Annotated in this window: 15 protein-coding genes and 1 riboswitch; of the genes, 7 read left to right on the top strand and 8 right to left on the bottom strand. The window is 70.9% G+C overall.

The window, feature by feature from the left end:
- Window positions 1-35 precede the first annotated feature (35 nt).
- The 4 genes from rlmN to AB0D74_RS11320 all read left to right on the top strand — a co-directional run bounded on the left by rlmN (window position 36) and on the right by AB0D74_RS11320 (window position 5,079).
- Window positions 36-1,142, top strand: coding sequence for a 23S rRNA (adenine(2503)-C(2))-methyltransferase RlmN (gene rlmN / locus AB0D74_RS11335; RefSeq protein WP_362583394.1), 1,107 nt, complete (start codon window positions 36-38; stop codon window positions 1,140-1,142).
- A gap of 24 nt (window positions 1,143-1,166) precedes the next feature.
- Window positions 1,167-1,274: riboswitch (TPP riboswitch) on the top strand.
- A 72-nt stretch (window positions 1,275-1,346) separates the two neighbouring features.
- Window positions 1,347-2,417 carry a thiamine ABC transporter substrate-binding protein gene (locus AB0D74_RS11330; RefSeq protein WP_362583391.1) on the top strand — a complete coding sequence of 357 codons (1,071 nt, stop codon included), beginning with the start codon at window positions 1,347-1,349 and terminating at the stop codon, window positions 2,415-2,417.
- A 41-nt stretch (window positions 2,418-2,458) separates the two neighbouring features.
- Window positions 2,459-4,057 carry an iron ABC transporter permease gene (locus tag AB0D74_RS11325; protein ID WP_362583388.1) on the top strand — a complete coding sequence of 533 codons (1,599 nt, stop codon included), beginning with the start codon at window positions 2,459-2,461 and terminating at the stop codon, window positions 4,055-4,057.
- A complete protein-coding gene (locus tag AB0D74_RS11320) occupies window positions 4,057-5,079 on the top strand; it encodes an ABC transporter ATP-binding protein (RefSeq protein WP_362583385.1) in 1,023 nt (340 codons plus the stop codon). The genes AB0D74_RS11325 and AB0D74_RS11320 overlap by 1 nt, the downstream gene beginning before the upstream one ends.
- A 78-nt stretch (window positions 5,080-5,157) precedes the next feature.
- Here the strand turns inward: AB0D74_RS11320 and AB0D74_RS11315 are convergent, their stop codons facing one another.
- From AB0D74_RS11315 to AB0D74_RS11285, 7 genes are all read right to left on the bottom strand, one after another.
- Window positions 5,158-5,865: an LAETG motif-containing sortase-dependent surface protein gene (locus AB0D74_RS11315; RefSeq protein ID WP_362583382.1), complete on the bottom strand. Its 708-nt coding sequence runs from the start codon at window positions 5,863-5,865 to the stop codon at window positions 5,158-5,160.
- Window positions 5,866-6,024: 159 nt separating this feature from the next.
- Window positions 6,025-7,161, bottom strand: a complete 1,137-nt coding sequence (locus tag AB0D74_RS11310; protein ID WP_362583379.1) for an LOG family protein — start codon at window positions 7,159-7,161, stop codon at window positions 6,025-6,027.
- 16 nt (window positions 7,162-7,177) lie between these two features.
- Window positions 7,178-7,585 (bottom strand): VOC family protein, encoded by a 408-nt coding sequence (locus AB0D74_RS11305; protein ID WP_362583377.1) that lies wholly within the window; start codon window positions 7,583-7,585, stop codon window positions 7,178-7,180.
- 95 nt (window positions 7,586-7,680) lie between these two features.
- Window positions 7,681-9,219: a DUF3824 domain-containing protein gene (locus tag AB0D74_RS11300; protein WP_362583376.1), complete on the bottom strand. Its 1,539-nt coding sequence runs from the start codon at window positions 9,217-9,219 to the stop codon at window positions 7,681-7,683.
- Complete coding sequence (locus AB0D74_RS11295; protein ID WP_362583374.1) at window positions 9,201-9,941, bottom strand: ATP-binding cassette domain-containing protein; 741 nt, start codon at window positions 9,939-9,941, stop codon at window positions 9,201-9,203. The genes AB0D74_RS11300 and AB0D74_RS11295 overlap by 19 nt, the downstream gene beginning before the upstream one ends.
- A gap of 193 nt (window positions 9,942-10,134) precedes the next feature.
- On the bottom strand, window positions 10,135-11,517 hold the full coding sequence (locus AB0D74_RS11290) for an aspartate aminotransferase family protein (protein WP_362583372.1): 1,383 nt from the start codon (window positions 11,515-11,517) through the stop codon (window positions 10,135-10,137).
- Window positions 11,502-12,020: an Lrp/AsnC family transcriptional regulator gene (locus AB0D74_RS11285; RefSeq protein ID WP_093498818.1), complete on the bottom strand. Its 519-nt coding sequence runs from the start codon at window positions 12,018-12,020 to the stop codon at window positions 11,502-11,504. Before AB0D74_RS11285 ends, AB0D74_RS11290 begins: the two co-directional genes overlap by 16 nt.
- 165 nt (window positions 12,021-12,185) lie before the next feature.
- Here AB0D74_RS11285 and AB0D74_RS11280 point away from each other — a divergent pair, with 165 nt between their 5' ends.
- Together AB0D74_RS11280 and AB0D74_RS11275 are read left to right on the top strand one after the other, a co-directional pair.
- The gene (locus AB0D74_RS11280; RefSeq protein ID WP_362583369.1) at window positions 12,186-13,625 is read left to right on the top strand and encodes a gamma-aminobutyraldehyde dehydrogenase; all 1,440 of its coding nucleotides are present in this window, start codon (window positions 12,186-12,188) and stop codon (window positions 13,623-13,625) included.
- A gap of 180 nt (window positions 13,626-13,805) precedes the next feature.
- Window positions 13,806-14,999, top strand: coding sequence for an extracellular solute-binding protein (locus tag AB0D74_RS11275; protein WP_362583366.1), 1,194 nt, complete (start codon window positions 13,806-13,808; stop codon window positions 14,997-14,999).
- A gap of 45 nt (window positions 15,000-15,044) precedes the next feature.
- Here AB0D74_RS11275 and AB0D74_RS11270 read toward each other — a convergent pair whose 3' ends face one another.
- Window positions 15,045-15,941 carry an AraC family transcriptional regulator gene (locus AB0D74_RS11270; protein ID WP_362583363.1) on the bottom strand — a complete coding sequence of 299 codons (897 nt, stop codon included), beginning with the start codon at window positions 15,939-15,941 and terminating at the stop codon, window positions 15,045-15,047.
- 130 nt (window positions 15,942-16,071) lie between these two features.
- On the opposite strand from AB0D74_RS11270, the gene AB0D74_RS11265 reads away from it, so the two are divergent.
- Window positions 16,072-16,857, top strand: coding sequence for an MBL fold metallo-hydrolase (locus tag AB0D74_RS11265; protein WP_362583360.1), 786 nt, complete (start codon window positions 16,072-16,074; stop codon window positions 16,855-16,857).
- Window positions 16,858-16,886 lie beyond the last annotated feature (29 nt).

Raw genomic sequence — 16,886 nt, 5'->3', positions numbered from 1 at the left:
GGTCACCCAAGTGGATCTGCGACACTGGTACCACCATGCCCAAGCCCGGAGAACTCACTTTCGTCGCGCCGCGCGGAGCCAAGAAGCCGCCGCGGCATCTCGCTGATCTCTCGCCTGCCGAGCGCAAGGATGCGGTGGCCGAGGTCGGGGAGAAGCCGTTTCGTGCCAAGCAGCTGTCGCAGCACTACTTCGCGCGGTATGCGCACGACCCCGAGCAGTGGACCGACATCCCGGCCGGGTCGCGGGACAAGCTGCGGGAGGCGCTGTTCCCCGAGCTGATGACGGTCGTGCGGCATCTGTCGACCGACGAGGGGACGACGCGCAAGACGCTGTGGCGGCTGTTCGACGGCACGCTCGTCGAGTCGGTGCTGATGCGGTACCCGGACCGGGTGACCATGTGCATCAGCTCGCAGGCGGGGTGCGGGATGAACTGCCCGTTCTGCGCGACCGGGCAGGCGGGACTGGACCGGAACCTGTCGACCGCCGAGATCGTCCACCAGATCGTGGACGGGATGCGGGCGCTCCGGGACGGGGACGTGCCCGGCGGGCCCGCGCGGCTCTCCAACATCGTCTTCATGGGGATGGGCGAGCCGCTCGCCAACTACAAGCGGGTGGTCGGGGCGATCCGGGCGCTCACCGATCCGGCCCCGGACGGGCTCGGGCTGTCGCAGCGCGGGATCACCGTCTCGACCGTCGGACTGGTCCCGGCCATCCACCGGTTCGCCGACGAGGGCTTCAAGTGCCGGCTGGCGATCTCGCTGCACGCCCCCGACGACGAACTGCGCGACACCCTCGTCCCCGTGAACACGCGGTGGAAGGTGCGCGAGGTCCTCGACGCCGGGTTCGAGTACGTCGAGAAGAGCGGGCGGCGGCTCAGCATCGAGTACGCGCTCATCCGCGACATCAACGACCAGGCGTGGCGGGGCGACCGGCTCGGGCGGCTGCTCAAGGGCAAGCCCGTGCACGTCAACCTCATCCCGCTGAACCCGACGCCGGGTTCGAAGTGGACCGCGTCGCGGCCGGAGGACGAGAAGGCTTTCGTCGAGGCGATCGAGGCGCACGGTGTACCGGTGACGGTCCGGGACACCCGTGGCCAGGAGATCGACGGCGCCTGTGGTCAGCTCGCGGCCACCGAGAGGTAATCTGAGGGCCGTACTCACATCTTCATATTCCGACAGGGGAGCGCCACAGCGCTGAGAGTGCGGCAATCGGGCCGCAGACCCTCTGAACCTCGCCCAGGTCATTCTGGGTAGGAAGTTCGGTCATCACTCAAGCTGTTGCGCCCTGCCCGCACACCGCGGGCAGGGCCGCGTCTCTTCCTGGTCAACCCCAGGAGGAAAACACCAGTGCACACAAGGACCTTCTTGGCCGCGGCCGTAGGGCTCGGCCTCGTCACGCTGTCCGCGTGCTCGTCGTCGTCGGGTTCCGAGGCCGACTCCAAGACCGTCACCCTGGTCAGCCACGACTCGTGGGCCGTCTCCAAGAACGTGCTCCAGGACTTCGAGAAGCAGTCCGGCTACAAGGTCAGGGTCCTCAAGGACGGCGACGCCGGGCAGGCCGTCAACAAGGCGATCCTGACCAAGGACAACCCGCAGGGCGACGTCTTCTTCGGCGTCGACAACACCCTGCTGTCCCGCGCCCTCGACAACGGGCTCTTCCAGCCGTACGAGGCCAAGGGGCTGGACCAGGTCGGCACGGACTACCAGCTCGACGCGGGCAAGCACCGGGTCACGCCCATCGACTACGGCGACATCTGCGTCAACTACGACAAGGCGTACTTCAGCAAGCACAAGCTGACCCCGCCGACGTCGTACGCCGACCTCGTCAAGCCGCAGTACAAGAACCTCCTCGTCACCGAGAACGCGTCCACCTCCTCGCCGGGGCTGGGATTCCTGCTCGGGAGCGCGGCCCAGTACGGCGACAGCGGGTGGCAGGGTTACTGGAAGCAGCTCAAGGCCAACGGTGTCAAGGTCGTCGACGGCTGGGAGCAGGCCTACAACGAGGAGTTCTCCGGCTCGGCCGGCGGCAGGAAGGCCGGCGGCGACCGGCCGCTCGTCGTGTCGTACGCCTCCTCGCCGCCCGCCGAGGTCATCTACGCCGACCCGAAGCCGAGCACCGCGCCCACCGGTGTCGCGACCGGCACCTGCTTCCGGCAGATCGAGTTCGCCGGGCTGCTGAGCAACGCGGGGAACACCAAGGGCGGCAAGGCGCTCATCGACTTCCTGGTCTCCAAGGAGTTCCAGGAGGACATGCCGCTGAACATGTTCGTGTACCCGGTGGTGAAGGGCGCGAGCGTGCCCGCCGAGTTCACCAAGTACGGTCCCGCCGCCCAGGACCCCGAGACCATGGCGCCCGACAAGATCGCCGCCAACCGTGACCAGTGGGTCAAGACGTGGACGTCACTCGTACTGAAGTAGCGGCCGGGAGCGGGCGCGGAAGTGCGGCGCGGCTCGGGTTGATGCTCGGGCCCGTCGCGTTCTTCGGCGTCTTCTTCGCCTGGCCGGTCGCGGCGATCGTCGCGCGCGGGCTGAAGGTCGACGGGGTGTGGCGGTTCGGGCGGATCGCCGACGTCCTCGGCCAGTCCGACATCCGGCACGTGCTCTGGTTCACCACCTGGCAGGCGCTCGCCTCCACCGCGCTCACCCTGCTGGCCGCGCTGCCCGCCGCCTACGTCTTCGCCCGCCTCGACTTCCCGGGCAGGCAGGTGCTGCGGGCCGTGGTGACGGTTCCCTTCGTACTGCCGACGGTGGTCGTGGGGACCGCGTTCCTCGCACTCGTCGGACGCGGCGGCCTGCTGGACGCGTTGTGGGGCGTACGGCTCGACACCACCGTCTGGGCCATCCTGCTGGCGCACGTCTTCTTCAACTACGCGGTTGTCGTACGGACCGTGGGCGGGCTCTGGGCCCAGCTGGACCCGCGGCAGGAGGAGGCCGCCCGGATGCTCGGCGTCTCCCCGCTGGCCGCCTGGCGCAAGGTCACCCTCCCGGCGCTCGCGCCCGCCGTGGCCGCCGCCGCGCTGATGGTCTTCCTGTTCACCTTCACCTCCTTCGGCGTGGTGCAGATCCTCGGCGGGCCGACGTTCTCCACCCTCGAAGTGGAGATCTACCGGCAGACCTCGGAGATCTTCGACCTCTCCACGGCCGCCGTCCTCACCCTCGTCCAGTTCGCCGCGGTCGGCGCGATCCTCGCCGTGCACGCGTGGACGGTACGGCGGCGGGAGAGCGCGCTCAGGCTGGTGGACCCGGCGGTGACGGCCCGCAGGCCGCGCGGCGCCGGGCAGTGGGCGCTGCTCGGCGGGGTCCTCGCCACCGTCGCGTTCCTCCTCGTCCTGCCGCTGGCCGTGCTGGTACGGCGGTCGTTCGACGGCGGGTTCGGGTACTACCGGGCGCTGGGCGACGCCGACGGCGGGACCTTCCTGGTCGCGCCGATCGAGTCGGTCGTCACCTCGCTGCAGTACGCCGTCGTCGCCACCGCCGTCGCCGTGGTGATCGGCGGGCTCGCCGCCGCCGCGCTGGCCCGGCGGGACGCGGGGCGCCTCGTACGGGGGTTCGACGCGCTGCTGATGCTGCCGCTCGGGGTGTCCGCGGTGACCGTCGGCTTCGGGTTCCTGATCGCGCTCGACAAGCCGCCGCTGGACCTGCGCCAGTCCTGGATCCTCGTCCCGCTCGCGCAGGCGCTGGTCGGCGTGCCCTTCGTCGTGCGGACCATGCTGCCCGTGCTGCGGGCCGTGGACGAGCGGCTGCGGGAGGCGGCGGCCGTGCTCGGGGCCTCGCCCTGGCGGGTGTGGCGGGAGGTCGATCTGCCGTTGGTGCGGCGCGCGCTGCTGATCGCGGCGGGGTTCGCGTTCGCGGTGTCGCTGGGCGAGTTCGGGGCGACGGTGTTCATCGCACGGCCCGACAACCCGACCCTGCCGGTCGCCGTGGCCCGGCTGCTGTCCCGCCCCGGTGACCTCAACTACGGCCAGGCGATGGCCCTTTCCACGATTCTGATGGTGGTGTGCGCGGTGGCCCTGCTGGTCCTTGAGCGGCTGCGGACGGACCGGACGGGGGAGTTCTGATGCCGCTTCTCGAACTGGAGCAGGCCACCGTGCGGTTCGGCGGGCGGGCCGTGCTCGACGGCGTCGGCCTGGAGGTGGCCGAGCACGAGGTGGTGTGCGTGCTCGGGCCGAGCGGGAGCGGCAAGTCGACGCTGCTGCGGACGGTGGCGGGACTGCAACCGCTCGACTCCGGGCGGGTGTTGCTCGACGGCGACGACCAGGCGCGGATGCCGGCGCACCGGCGGGGCGTCGGGCTGATGTTCCAGGACCACCAGCTGTTCCCGCAACGGGATGTCGGCGGGAACGTGGCCTTCGGGCTGCGGATGCGTGGCGCCGGGAAGGCGCAACAGGCCGAGCGGGTCGGTGAGTTGCTGGAGCTGGTGGGGCTTCCGGGCGCGGACCGGCGGGCCGTCGCCGGGCTCTCCGGCGGTGAGCAGCAGCGGGTCGCGCTCGCCCGGGCACTGGCGCCCCGGCCCCGGCTGCTGATGCTCGACGAACCGCTGGGTCAGCTCGACCGCTCGCTGCGGGAGCGGCTCGTGGTCGAACTCCGGGAGCTGTTCGGGCGGTTGGGTACGACCGTGCTCGCCGTGACGCACGACCAGGGCGAGGCGTTCGCGCTGGCCGACCGGGTGGTGGTGATGCGGGACGGGCGGATCGCCCAGTCAGGCACGCCGCTCGACGTCTGGCAGCGGCCCGCGGACGAGTTCGTCGCCCGCTTCCTCGGCTTCGGCAACGTGGTCGCGGCGATTGTCGAGGGCACGGTCGCGGTGACGCCGTGGGGGAAGGTGCCGGTGCCCGAGGGCTCGGCGCAGGGTTCGCGGACGCTGCTGGTCCGGCCGGCGGGCGTACGGCTCGTCGCCGCCGACGCGGGGCTGCCCTGCACGGTGGCCGCCCGCACCTTCCAGGGCACCCATGTCACCGTCCACCTCCAGCCCCAGGACGGGCCCCGCCTGGAGGCCGCCTGCGCGCTGCGGGCGGCGCCGGAGGCCGGGGACGCGGTGGGCGTCGAGTTCGACGCGGCGGAGACCGTCGTACTGGACTGAGGGCTCCGCCGGTACGGCCGAGGCCCGTCCCCCGGGGATACGGGGACGGGCCTCGACGGTGTACGGGTGAGCGGCGCGTCAGTTGCCGCTGTGCGCCCCACGGCGGCGCATGCCGAACCAGACGGCGCCACCGCCGACCGCCACGAGCGCGGCGGCGATACCGGCGATCAGCCCGGTGTTGGAGTTGGCACCGGTCTCGGCGAGGTTCGACTCACCGACGGCCGGGGACGGGGCGTTGTCCGACGTGGTCGCCGGGGCGGTGGTGCTGTCCGAGGCCGACGGGGTCGGGGAGTCCGACTCGGCCGGGGTGGTCTCCGTGGCGGACGGCGACGGGGTGGTCGTGTCCGAGGGGGAGGGGCTGGAGCTCTCGTCGGACTTGCACGCCGTCGACGGGGTGGTCAGGTTGGGCGTGATGTCCGTGTCGATCTGGATCTTGCCACTGTCGACCTTGACGTGGACGCGGTACGTCGCGTCGGGCGCCCAGTCCTCGGAGAAGCTGACCGTCGTGCCTGCCTTGGAGCCCTTGACGGTCTGGGCGTCGCCGACCTGCTTCGCGTCGGCGCCGTTGCTCTCGAGGAAGACGGTGATGGTGGCCGGAGTACCTGAGGCGTCGACGTCCTTGACGTTGATCACACCGTTGGAGCCGTCGCAGGTGGCTTCGGCGGAGAACTCGGAGATGTTGCACGCGAAGGCGCTGCTGGAGACGCCCAGGGCCAGCGCGGCCGACGCGGAGGCAACACCCAGGATGCGCACGGAACGACGTGCACTGCGGCGGGATATGGACACGTTTGTCCTTACTGAGTGCATAACTTCGGGGGGGTGAGAGGGAGTTGACGCAACCGTGAGGTCAGGCATCAGATTCCCCAAGAGACTCACAGGTCTATAAGTGCTCCGTAAGGAGTGTCAATGCATATGCGGTCCACGGGCGTTGACTTTACCTGCTCATTAATCGCTGAGACGTTTCAGCGCCTGTGAAGCTTGCTCGATCCGGTCAACCAGGGCGATACGGGACGCCATCGCGCGCTCCCCCGCGAGCGAGGTCAGCAGCTGCCAGGCCGGCAGTTTCTCGCTCCAGTGCGCCTCGTTCACGAGCACCATCGGGGTCGGTTCGCCGCGTGACTCGTAGTAGTTGGGCGTCGCGTTGTCGAAGATCTCCTGGACGGTCCCGGCGGCGCCCGGCAGGAACACCACACCGGCGTTGGAGCGGGCCAGCAGGCCGTCCTCGCGGGTGGCGTTGGCGAAGTACTTGGCGATGTGCGCGGCGAAGGCGTTCGGCGGCTCGTGGCCGTAGAACCAGGTGGGGATGCCGACCGACGGGCCACCGTCCGGCCAGCGCTCGCGGACCTCGAAGGCGGCGCGCGCCCAGTCGGTGACGGACGGCCGGAACGACGGTGCCTTGGCGAGGAGTTCCAGCGCCTCGTCGAGCATCCCGTCGTCGAAGGGCGCCGCGTACGCGCCCAGGTTCGCCGCTTCCATGGCGCCCGGGCCGCCGCCGGTCGCCACCGTGAAGCCGGCCCGCGCGAGCTCCCGGCCGAGCCGGGCGGCACCGGCGTACTCCGCCGTGCCGCGGGCCATCGCGTGGCCGCCCATCACGCCCACCACCCGGGCGCCGACGAGGAGTTCGTCCAGCGCGTCGGAGACCGCGTCGTCGTGGATCGAGCGCAGCATCGAGCCGAATATGTCGCCGTCCGCCCTGGTCTGCTGGAACCAGGCGTACGAGCGGGCGTCCGGGGTCGCCTCGTACCCCGCGTCGAGCGAGTCGAAGAGCTCGGCGGGCGTGTAGACGAAGGCGCGGTAGGGATCGAAGGGGAGGTCCGGGACCGGCGGGAACACCAGGGCGCCGGACGCGCCGGCCCGGGCGGCGGCCTCGGGGGACATCGGGCAGCCGAGGAAGACGGCGCCGGTGGTGTCGGTGGCCAGCAGGACGTCCGTACGGTCCGTCAGATCGACGGCCTGGACCCGGTACTGGGCGAGCGTGCCGTGCGCGGCGACGACCTCGTCGAACTCGGCGAGGGACTCGATCTCACGGTCGCGGGCGGCCCGGTGCTGCGGGGGGTTCGGCTGGGCGGGTGTCGGATGCACCCGCCCACTGTAGGCGTCAGCCCTGGACCGCGGCCGGGTCCATCCACACGACCTCCCAGCTGTGGCCGTCGAGGTCCTCGAAGGAGCGGCCGTACATGAAGCCCTGGTCCTGGACGTCGTCGTTCGCCGTGCCGCCGGCCGCGACCGCCTTCGCCACCAGATCGTCGACCTTCTCGCGGCTCTCCGCGCTCAGGCAGATCAGCACCTCGCTGGTCTTCGTCGAGTCGGCGATCTCCTTCTTGGTGAAGTCGGCGTAGCGCTGCTTGCTCAGCAACATCGCGATGATCGTGTCGCTGATCACGACGCAGGAGCAGTCGTCGTTGCTGAACTGGGGGTTGATCGAGTAGCCGAGCTCCGTGAAGAACTTCCGGGACGCGGCGACGTCGTCGGTGGCCAGGTTCACGAAGATCATCTGCTGGTACATGGGGTCTCTCCCTCGGGTGTCGTGCCGTTCGCGGGGATAGACCAGGGGACTCGGCGAAAGTCATCGCCGGGTCCCGGGTTTTTTCGTACGGACTTTCAGCGGGCGAGCGGGAGTGCGGCGAGCTCCGCGATCAGCAGGGTGAGGGGGCCGAAGAGTGCCAGCAGGGCACCGGTGCGCAGGGCCGCCGCGGTGCGCAGCACGGTCGCCGGAGCGCCGAGCCGGAGCAGGGCCGCCGTGGTGTCGGCGCGGGACTGGCGGGCCTCGACGGCGGCGGTGAGGAGGGTGCCGACCGCGCAGCCGGCCACCACGAGGCCGCCGAGGACGGTGAGGGGGCCGAAGGCGGGGGCGCTGCCGTCGCCGCCGTGGAGGGCGGTGGCCGCGAAGGCCGCCGACGCCACCGCGCAGACGACGCCGAGGGGGCGGCCGATGCGGGTGGCTTCCGCCATCAGGACGCGGCCGGCGAGGAGGCGGCGGGCGCCGGGGCGGACGGACTGGAGGAGGCGACCGCAGAGGTGGGTGAGGCCGGGGGCGGCGAGGATCAGGCCGAGGGCGGTGAGGGCCCAGCCGGCGAGGACGCCTGCGGGGCCGGTGGCCAGGCCGCCGGGGAGGGTGGTGTGCGGGGCGGTTTCGGTGGCGCCGGCGTAGGACTCCACGGCGAGGCCCGCGGCGAGGACGGCGATGCCCCAGGGGAGCCCTGAGGGTGGGGCGGCGGGGAGGTCGGGCAGCGGGGCCGGGGTGTCGGCGGTGCGGTCGGCCGGGGCCGGCGGGGGCGGGGGCGGGGTGTCGCTTACCGGCGCTTGCAGGGTGCCGTCCGCGCCCACCCGTGCCGCCCCAGCGGCACGACTGCCCGCGGGCTGAAGCGGTGGCTGAGGGCCGTCCGCGGGGTGAAGCGGTGGCTGAGGGCCGTCCGCGGGGTGAAGCGGTGGCTGAGGGCCGTCCGCGGGGTGAAGCGGTGGGTGGGGGGCGTTCGTGGGCTGAAGTGGTGGGTGGGTGCCCGGTGTCGGGCCGCGGAAGAAGCGGGCGCCGAAGCGGCCGTAGGTGCCGAAGGTTTCGGGGGTGGGGGTTCTGCCGTAGGCGCCGAAGCGGCCGTAGCCGCGGGGGGTGCGGGTGTCGGGGTGGGGGAGGTCGCGGGGGCGCAGGGCCAGGGCGACCGTCGTGGAGGCGAGGACCGGGAGGGTGGCCAGGAGGGTCAGGGCCGCCGGGACGGGCAGGGACCTGTCGGCCGCCAGGAAGTCCTTCGCGGCGCCGTCGAAGGGCATGCCCGTGAGGTCGCCGCGCAGGTGGAGGAAGACCAGGAGGGCCAGCAGGGAGCCCAGGGTGCAGGCGAGGGCCGTGTTGAGGGCGGCCACGGCCATCAGGCGGGCCGGGCCCAGGCCGAAGGCGGAGAGGCCGGGGCGCGGCTTGGCGCCGGGGTCGGTGCGGGCGACCGCGACCGCGAGCTGCACCGTGGTGGCCAGCGGGATCGCGCACCAGGACAGGCGCAGGAGCGCCGCCGTCGAGTGGGTCGGGTGGCTCAGCCCGTAGCCGAGGGCGGACAGCAGCAGGAAGCCCGTGCCGGCGGCAGCCGCGGCCACCAGGAGGCGGCGCAGGTGCACGGTCGGGCGGGCGGCGCCGGTCAGACGGAGACTGAGCACTCGGCCCGGCCCTCCGCTTCGGGGACCGGCGGCAGGTGGACGGTGTTGACCCGGCGGCCGTCCAGGAGGTCGACCTTGCGGTCGGCGAGGGCCGCCGTCTCCGCGTCGTGCGTGGCCAGGACGACCGTGATGCCGTGCGAGCGGGCCGCCGTGGTGAGCGTGCGCAGCACGTGCGCGCGGTCGGCGCGGTGCAGGGGCGCCGTCGGCTCGTCGGCGAAGAGGACCGTGGGGGCGGGGGCGAGCGCGCGGGCGATGGCGACGCGCTGGCGTTCGGACTGCTTGAGCTCGGCCGGGTGTCTGCGGGCCTTGTCGCCGACGTCGAGGCGCTCCAGCCACTCCAGCGCGGCCACCTTGGCCCGGCGGCGGCCGGTGCCGCGCAGCATCAGGGGCAGGGCCGTGTTCTCCCAGACGTTCAGCTCGGGGACGAGGGTCGGGGCCGGGTCGATCCAGCCGAAGCGGTCGCGGCGCAGCCGCTCGCGGGCGAACGGGCCCATCCGGTGCACGGCCTTGCTGTTGAACCAGACCTCGCCGTCCTGCGCCGGGACCAGACCGGCCAGGCACCTCAGCAGCGTCGTCTTGCCGCAGCCGCGCGGGCCGCTGACGGCGAGGATCTCGCCCTCGCGCACGCCCAGGGAGATGCCGGTGACACCCGGTGAGCCGTCCTGGTGGCGGAAGTGCAGGGCGCGTGCCCACAGCACGTCGTTGTCCGGCGGGGCCTCCATGGGCGTAACACCTCGGTTCTGATCCGTTTTGCCGTGCCTTCCCACGTCCGGGGGAACGAAAGGCTGGGCCGATCGGTCACGTGCACGCTAGGCAGGCCGGGCGGCGGAGCCCGGACAGCACGCGGCCCCGGGCCGCCGTTCTCACTCGAACGGGCGGCGCCGGGGCCGGATGGTCAGACCGCTGATCCGATGATCAGAGCTTGGTCCACGCCTCGGTGAGGGTGGCGCGCAGGATCTGCTCGATCTCGTCGAAGGTCTCCTGGTTGGAGATCAGCGGCGGGGCGAGCTGGACGACCGGGTCGCCGCGGTCGTCGGCACGGCAGTACAGGCCGTTCTCGAACAGGGCCTTCGAGAGGAAGCCGTACAGGACGCGCTCGGTCTCCTCGTCGTTGAAGGACTCCTTGGTGGCCTTGTCCTTGACCAGCTCGATGCCGTAGAAGAAGCCGTTGCCGCGGACGTCGCCGACGATCGGCAGGTCGTGCAGCTTCTGCAGGGTGGAGAGGAAGGCGCCCTCGTTGTCGAGCACGTGCTGGTTCAGGCCCTCGCGCTCGAACAGGTCGAGGTTGGCGAGGCCGACCGCCGCGGAGACCGGGTGGCCGCCGAAGGTGTAGCCGTGCAGGAAGGTGTTGTCACCCTTGTAGAACGGCTCGGCGACGCGGTCGGAGACGATGCACGCGCCGATCGGGGAGTAGCCCGAGGTCATGCCCTTGGCGCAGGTGATCATGTCCGGGACGTAGCCGAACTTGTCGCAGGCGAACATCGTGCCGAGGCGGCCGAAGGCGCAGATGACCTCGTCGGAGACGAGCAGCACGTCGTACTGGTCGCAGATCTCGCGCACGCGCTGGAAGTAGCCGGGCGGGGGCGGGAAGCAGCCGCCGGCGTTCTGGACCGGCTCCAGGAAGACCGCGGCGACGGTGTCGGGGCCCTCGAAGAGGATCTGCTGCTCGATCTGGTCGGCGGCCCAGCGGCCGAAGGCCTCCGGGTCGTCGCCGTGGATCGGGGCGCGGTAGATGTTGGTGTTCGGGACCTTGTGGGCACCGGGGACGAGCGGCTCGAAGGGGGCCTTCAGCGCCGGCAGGCCGGTGATCGACAGGGCGCCCTGCGGGGTGCCGTGGTAGGCGACCGCGCGGGAGATGACCTTGTACTTGGTCGGCTTGCCCTGAAGCTTGAAGTACTGCTTGGCGAGCTTCCAGGCGGTCTCGACGGCCTCGCCGCCACCGGTGGTGAAGAAGACCTTGTTCAGGTCGCCGGGGGCGTGGTCGGCCAGCCGCTCCGCGAGCTCGACGGCCTTCGGGTGGGCGTACGACCACACCGGGAAGAACGCCAGCTCCTGGGCCTGCTTGAAGGCGGTCTCGGCGAGTTCGGTGCGGCCGTGACCGGCCTGGACCACGAACAGGCCGGCGAGACCGTCGAGGTAGCGCTTGCCCTTGTCGTCGTAGATGTAGGTGCCCTCGCCCCGGACGATGGTCGGGACGGGCGAGTTCTCGTACGAGGACATGCGGGTGAAGTGCATCCACAGGTGGTCGTACGCGGTGCGGCTGAGGTCCTTCTGGGTCACGGTTATCGGGTTCCCCACATGTAGGTCTGCTTCTTCAGCTTCAGATAAACGAAGCTTTCGGTGGAGCGCACGCCGGGCAGCGCCCGGATGCGTTTGTTGATGACGTCCAGCAGGTGGTCGTCGTCCTCGCAGACGATCTCCGCGAGGATGTCGAACGAGCCCGCGGTCATCACCACGTACTCGACTTCCGACATGGCGGTCAGCGCGTCCGCGATCGACTCGACGTCGCCCTCGACGTTGATGCCGACCATCGCCTGCCGGCGGAAGCCCACGGTGAGCGGGTCCGTGACGGCGACGATCTGCATGACGCCCTGGTCCAGCAGCTTCTGGACGCGCTGGCGCACGGCCGCCTCGGACAGGCCGACGGCCTTGCCGATCGCGGCGTACGGCCGGCGGCCGTCCTCCTGGAGCTGCTGGATGATGGCGAGGGAAACGGCGTCCAACTGCGGGGTGCCGTTCCTGGACTCGCGGGAGGAGTCCCTCTGGTCTGCGCTTCGACTGGCCACGACCTCACTGTGCACGACGTCTCGACGGTTCCGCAAGGCCGCATCGATGAAATTCGTTGTTTGAGGTGGCCTGGATTGCGGATTTCGCAGACTTGGCGGCGGTGGGGCTGTTGAAAACGTGGGATCTCGGATTACTGTGGGTGTCTCAGTGATTGGACACCCGAACTTGGAGGGCCGGCAGTGAGCACCGAGCTGCGTCGTCTGCGCAATTACATCGACGGTGAGTTCCGGGACGCCGCCGACGGGCGGACCACCGAGGTGGTCAACCCCGCCACCGGCGAGGCGTACGCCACCGCGCCGCTGTCCGGCGAGGCCGACGTCGACGCGGCGATGACGGCCGCGGCTGCCGCCTTCCCGGGCTGGCGCGACACCACGCCCGCCGAGCGGCAGAGGGCCCTGCTGAAGATCGCGGACGCGTTCGAGGAGCGGGCCGAGGAACTCATCGCGGCGGAGGTGGAGAACACCGGCAAGCCGACCGGGCTCACCCGCTCCGAGGAGATCCCGCCGATGGTCGACCAGATCCGGTTCTTCGCCGGTGCGGCCCGGATGCTGGAGGGCCGCTCGGCCGGCGAGTACATGGAGGGGATGACCTCCATCGTCCGCCGTGAGCCGGTCGGTGTCTGCGCGCAGGTCGCGCCCTGGAACTACCCGATGATGATGGCCGTGTGGAAGTTCGCCCCGGCGATCGCCGCGGGCAACACCGTCGTGCTGAAGCCGTCGGACACCACCCCGGCGTCGACCGTTCTGATGGCCGAGATCATCGGCGGGATCCTGCCGAAGGGCGTCTTCAACGTCGTCACGGGCGACCGTGACACCGGCCGTGCGATGGTCGAGCACCCGGTCCCGGCGATGGCCTCCATCACCGGCTCCGTGCGGGCCGGCATGCAGGTCGCCGAGTCCGCGTCCAAGGACCTCAAGCGGGTCCACCTGGAGCTGGGCGGCAAGGCGCCGGTCGTCGTGTTCGAGGACACCGACATCGCCAAGGCCGTCGAGGACATCTCCGTCGCGGGCTTCTTCAACGCCGGGCAGGACTGTACGGCGGCGACCCGGGTCCTCGTCCAGGAGTCGATCCACGACGAGTTCGTGGCCGCGCTCGCGAAGGCGGCGGCCGAGACGAAGACGGGCCAGCCGGACGACGAGGACGTGCTGTTCGGACCGCTGAACAACCCGAACCAGCTCAAGCAGGTCTCCGGCTTCATCGAGCGGCTCCCGGCGCACGCGAAGGTCGAGGCCGGCGGTCAGCGGGTCGGCGACAAGGGCTACTTCTACGCGCCGACCGTCGTCTCCGGGCTGAAGCAGGACGACGAGATCATCCAGAACGAGGTCTTCGGGCCGGTCATCACCGTCCAGTCCTTCACGGACGAGGACCAGGCCGTGGAGTGGGCCAACGGAGTCGAGTACGCGCTCGCGTCGTCGGTCTGGACGAAGGACCACGGGCGGGCGATGCGGATGTCCAAGAAGCTGGACTTCGGCTGCGTGTGGATCAACACGCACATTCCGCTGGTCGCGGAGATGCCGCACGGCGGGTTCAAGAAGTCCGGGTACGGCAAGGACCTGTCCGGGTACGGGTTCGAGGACTACACGCGGATCAAGCACGTGATGACGTCGCTGGACGCGTAGGTCGTAGGCGGCGGTCGTAGGCGGTAGTTCGGCTGCGGGTGCGTAGGGGCTGGTCGCGCAGTTCCCCGCGCCCCTCAGGGGCGCTGCGCTGAGCGGAGTCGACAGGGTGTCCGGTCCGCGTCAGGTCGCTCGACGCAGCGTCGATTGCCCGGTGGCGGGTTGGCGGGACATGCTTCAGAGGTGCCCCAGAATCCCTCTCGAACGCCTGCGCTCTCCCGTCGCTCCCTGCTGCGCGCGCTCGGCGGCACCGCCGCGCTCGGCGCGCTGGCGGGCTGCGGGGTGCCCGCCGCCTACGTCAAGGCCGGCGACCGTGCCGTGACCGACCTGTCCGCCACGGACCACAGGCTGGTCTTCGCGAACTGGCCGCTGTACATCGACGTGGACGACGACAACCCGAACAAGCGGCCCACCCTCGACGCCTTCGAGAAGAGCACCGGGATCTCCGTCGACTACATCGAGGAGATCAACGACAACGACGAGTTCTTCGGCAAGATCAGCCCCGCGCTGATGAACCACCAGTCCACCGGCCGCGACCTGATCGTCATCAGCGACTGGATGTGCGCGCGCTTCGTCCGCCTGGGCTGGGTCCAGAAGATGGACCGCGCCCACCAGCCGAACGTCGCGAAGTACCTGGACCCGCTGCTCCGCTCGCCCGCCTTCGACCCGGGCCGCCTCTACACCGTGCCGTGGCAGTCGGGCATCACCGGCATCGCCTACAACCGGAAGAAGCTGGGCCGCGAGATCCGGCACGTCAAGGACCTGTGGGCCAGTGACCTCAAGGGCCGGGTGACGCTGCTCTCCGGCCTCGACGAGGCGTTCGCGCTGCTCATGCAGGGCAACGGCGTGGACATCACCACGTGGACGGCCGACGACTTCTACGCCGTCTGCGAAGAGGTGCAGCAGCAGGTCGACCGGGGCCAGATCCGCCGCTTCACCGGCAACGACTACACGAAGGACCTGGTCAGCGGCGACGTCCTCGCCTGCCAGGCGTACTCGGGCGACGTCATCCAGCTCCAGGCCGACAACCCCGACATCCGCTTCGTCGTCCCCGAGGAGGGCGCGGAGCTGTGGTCCGACTCCCTGATGATCCCGGACCGCGCCGTCCACAAGACCAACGCGGAACGCCTCGTCGACTACTACTACGAGCCCGAGGTCGCCGCCGAACTGGCCGCCTGGGTCAACTACGTCTGCCCCGTCCCGGCCGCCCAGCAGGTCCTCGCCGACTCCAAGGACAAGGACACCGCGGCCCTCGCCGACAACCCCCTGATCTTCCCGAACACGGCGATGCGCAAGCGGCTCGCGGTCGCCCGGGACATCACGTCGACGGAACGGGTGGAGTTCGCGAAGCGCTGGAACACGATCGTGGGGTTGTAGGGGGCGGACCGCTGCTCCGGGGCCTGGGCCGGGGCCCGTGACGGTTCACCGGGTGGTGTGGTGGAGGCGGCGGAAGGCGCCCGGTGTCGTTCCGGTGTGGCGGGTGAAGAACTTGCCGAAGTTGGTGGGTTCGGAGAAGCCCAGGCGGCGGGCGATGACCGCGACCGGTTCGTCGGTGTGGGCGAGGAGCCGCTGGGCCTGGAGGGCGACGCGGGCGTCGATGACCTGTTTGACGGGCTGTCCGGTGGCGGCGAGACAGGCGCGGGTGAGGGTCTTGACCGTGTAGCCCAGACGGTGGGCGTAGTCCTCGGCGCGCCGGGTGGTGGCGTAGGAGTGTTCCAGCTGGGTGCGGAAACGGGCGTAGACCTCGCCACCGGCGTGCGGGTCGCCGTCCGCCTCCGGCTGCGGCAGCCGATCGATGTGCAACAGCACCGCGCCGAGGAGAAGCCGGAGGATCTCCCGCGACACGCTGCCGTCCGGGCGGGTGAACTCGGCGCGCACCCTGTCCAGCAGTGCGGACAGGGCGGCGTGGTCCTCGCCGGTGCCCAGTTGCCGGCAGACCGGGCCGTACCACTCGCGCCCGAGGCGGTCGGCGCCGGCCGGGCGGGGCGGGAAGGCCGGGGTGAACAGCAGGTGGGTGCCGGTCATGGTGCCGGGGCGGTCGAAGCGCTGGACCTGGCCGGGGCGGATCCACAGCAGTGTGCCGGGGCGGCAGGGGTGGGTGACGAAGTCGACGGTGTGTTCCCCGCTGCCCTCGGTGATCAGGGTGACCGTGTGGAAATCGACCCGGTGGACCCGCTGGAGGCTGCCGTCGGCCATCCGCTCGTGCAGGGCGGCCAGCTCGGTCAGCTCGAACCCGGCGACCGGCGCGGTGGGCGGGTTGAAGCCGAACCCGGGGATCGACCCGTCACGGGTGGCGGCGGCGACATCGGAGGCCGACATGGGAAACCCCGCTCATGTCCGTCTTTGACCATCAGGAGTCTCCAGCGTATCTCGCCCGGGCCATGACCCGCGGGCGACAGTGGGGGCAACGACGGTTTTCGGATACCGCCTGAACAGGAAGTAGAGCGGCATGAACGGCACGGTGACGGTCATCGACAGGGGCACGGTCCGCGTCCACAGCTACATGGCACCGGACGACAGTCTGAATGTCACCACCCAGCTGATCGAGACCCCCGGCCGGATCGTGGCCGTCGACGCGCAGTACGCGCTGGGGTACGCCGACGAGGTCGTCGCCTACGCCAGGGGGCTGGGCAAGCCGATCGACCGGCTGATCGTCACGCACGCCCACCCCGACCACTTCCACGGCGCGGCCCGCTTCGGCGCACCCGTGCACGCGCTGCCCGCCGTGCGCGACCAGATCGCCGCCCAGGGTGACGCCCAGGACCCGACCGGCACGCTCGTCCCGGTCACCGACGTCACGCCGACCGTCGGGATCAGCCCCGGTACCGAGGTCATCGACGGCGTGCGGTTCGTCTTCGAGGCCGTGACGGGCGGCGAGGCGGCCGACGAACTCGTCGTCCGACTGCCCGAGCAGGGCATCCTGGTCGCCCAGGACCTCGTCTACCACGCCACCCACCTGTTCCTGGGCAACAACGACATCGACGGCTGGCAGCGGGCCCTCGACACCCTGGCCGCCGACACCTCGTACGACACGATCCTGGCCGGGCACGGGCTGCCCGCCTCGCCCGCCGTCTACGCCGAGTTGCGCGGGTACCTCGCCGCCGCGCGCGAACTGCTCGGCGACGACGGCGAGGCGTACAGGAAGGCGATCCTGGAGCGCTACCCGGCCTACGGCGGCCCGTTCCTGATCGACATCGGCAACCAGTATCTCTTCGGCGCGACGACGGACGCCTGAACTGCCGTACCGGACAAGGAAGGAGAACG

The organism is Streptomyces sp. NPDC048278 (assembly GCF_040652195.1).
GTDB lineage: Bacteria > Actinomycetota > Actinomycetes > Streptomycetales > Streptomycetaceae > Streptomyces.
Note: the sequence above shows the minus strand (reverse complement) of the source record. Positions and strands in the feature narration are given on the sequence as shown.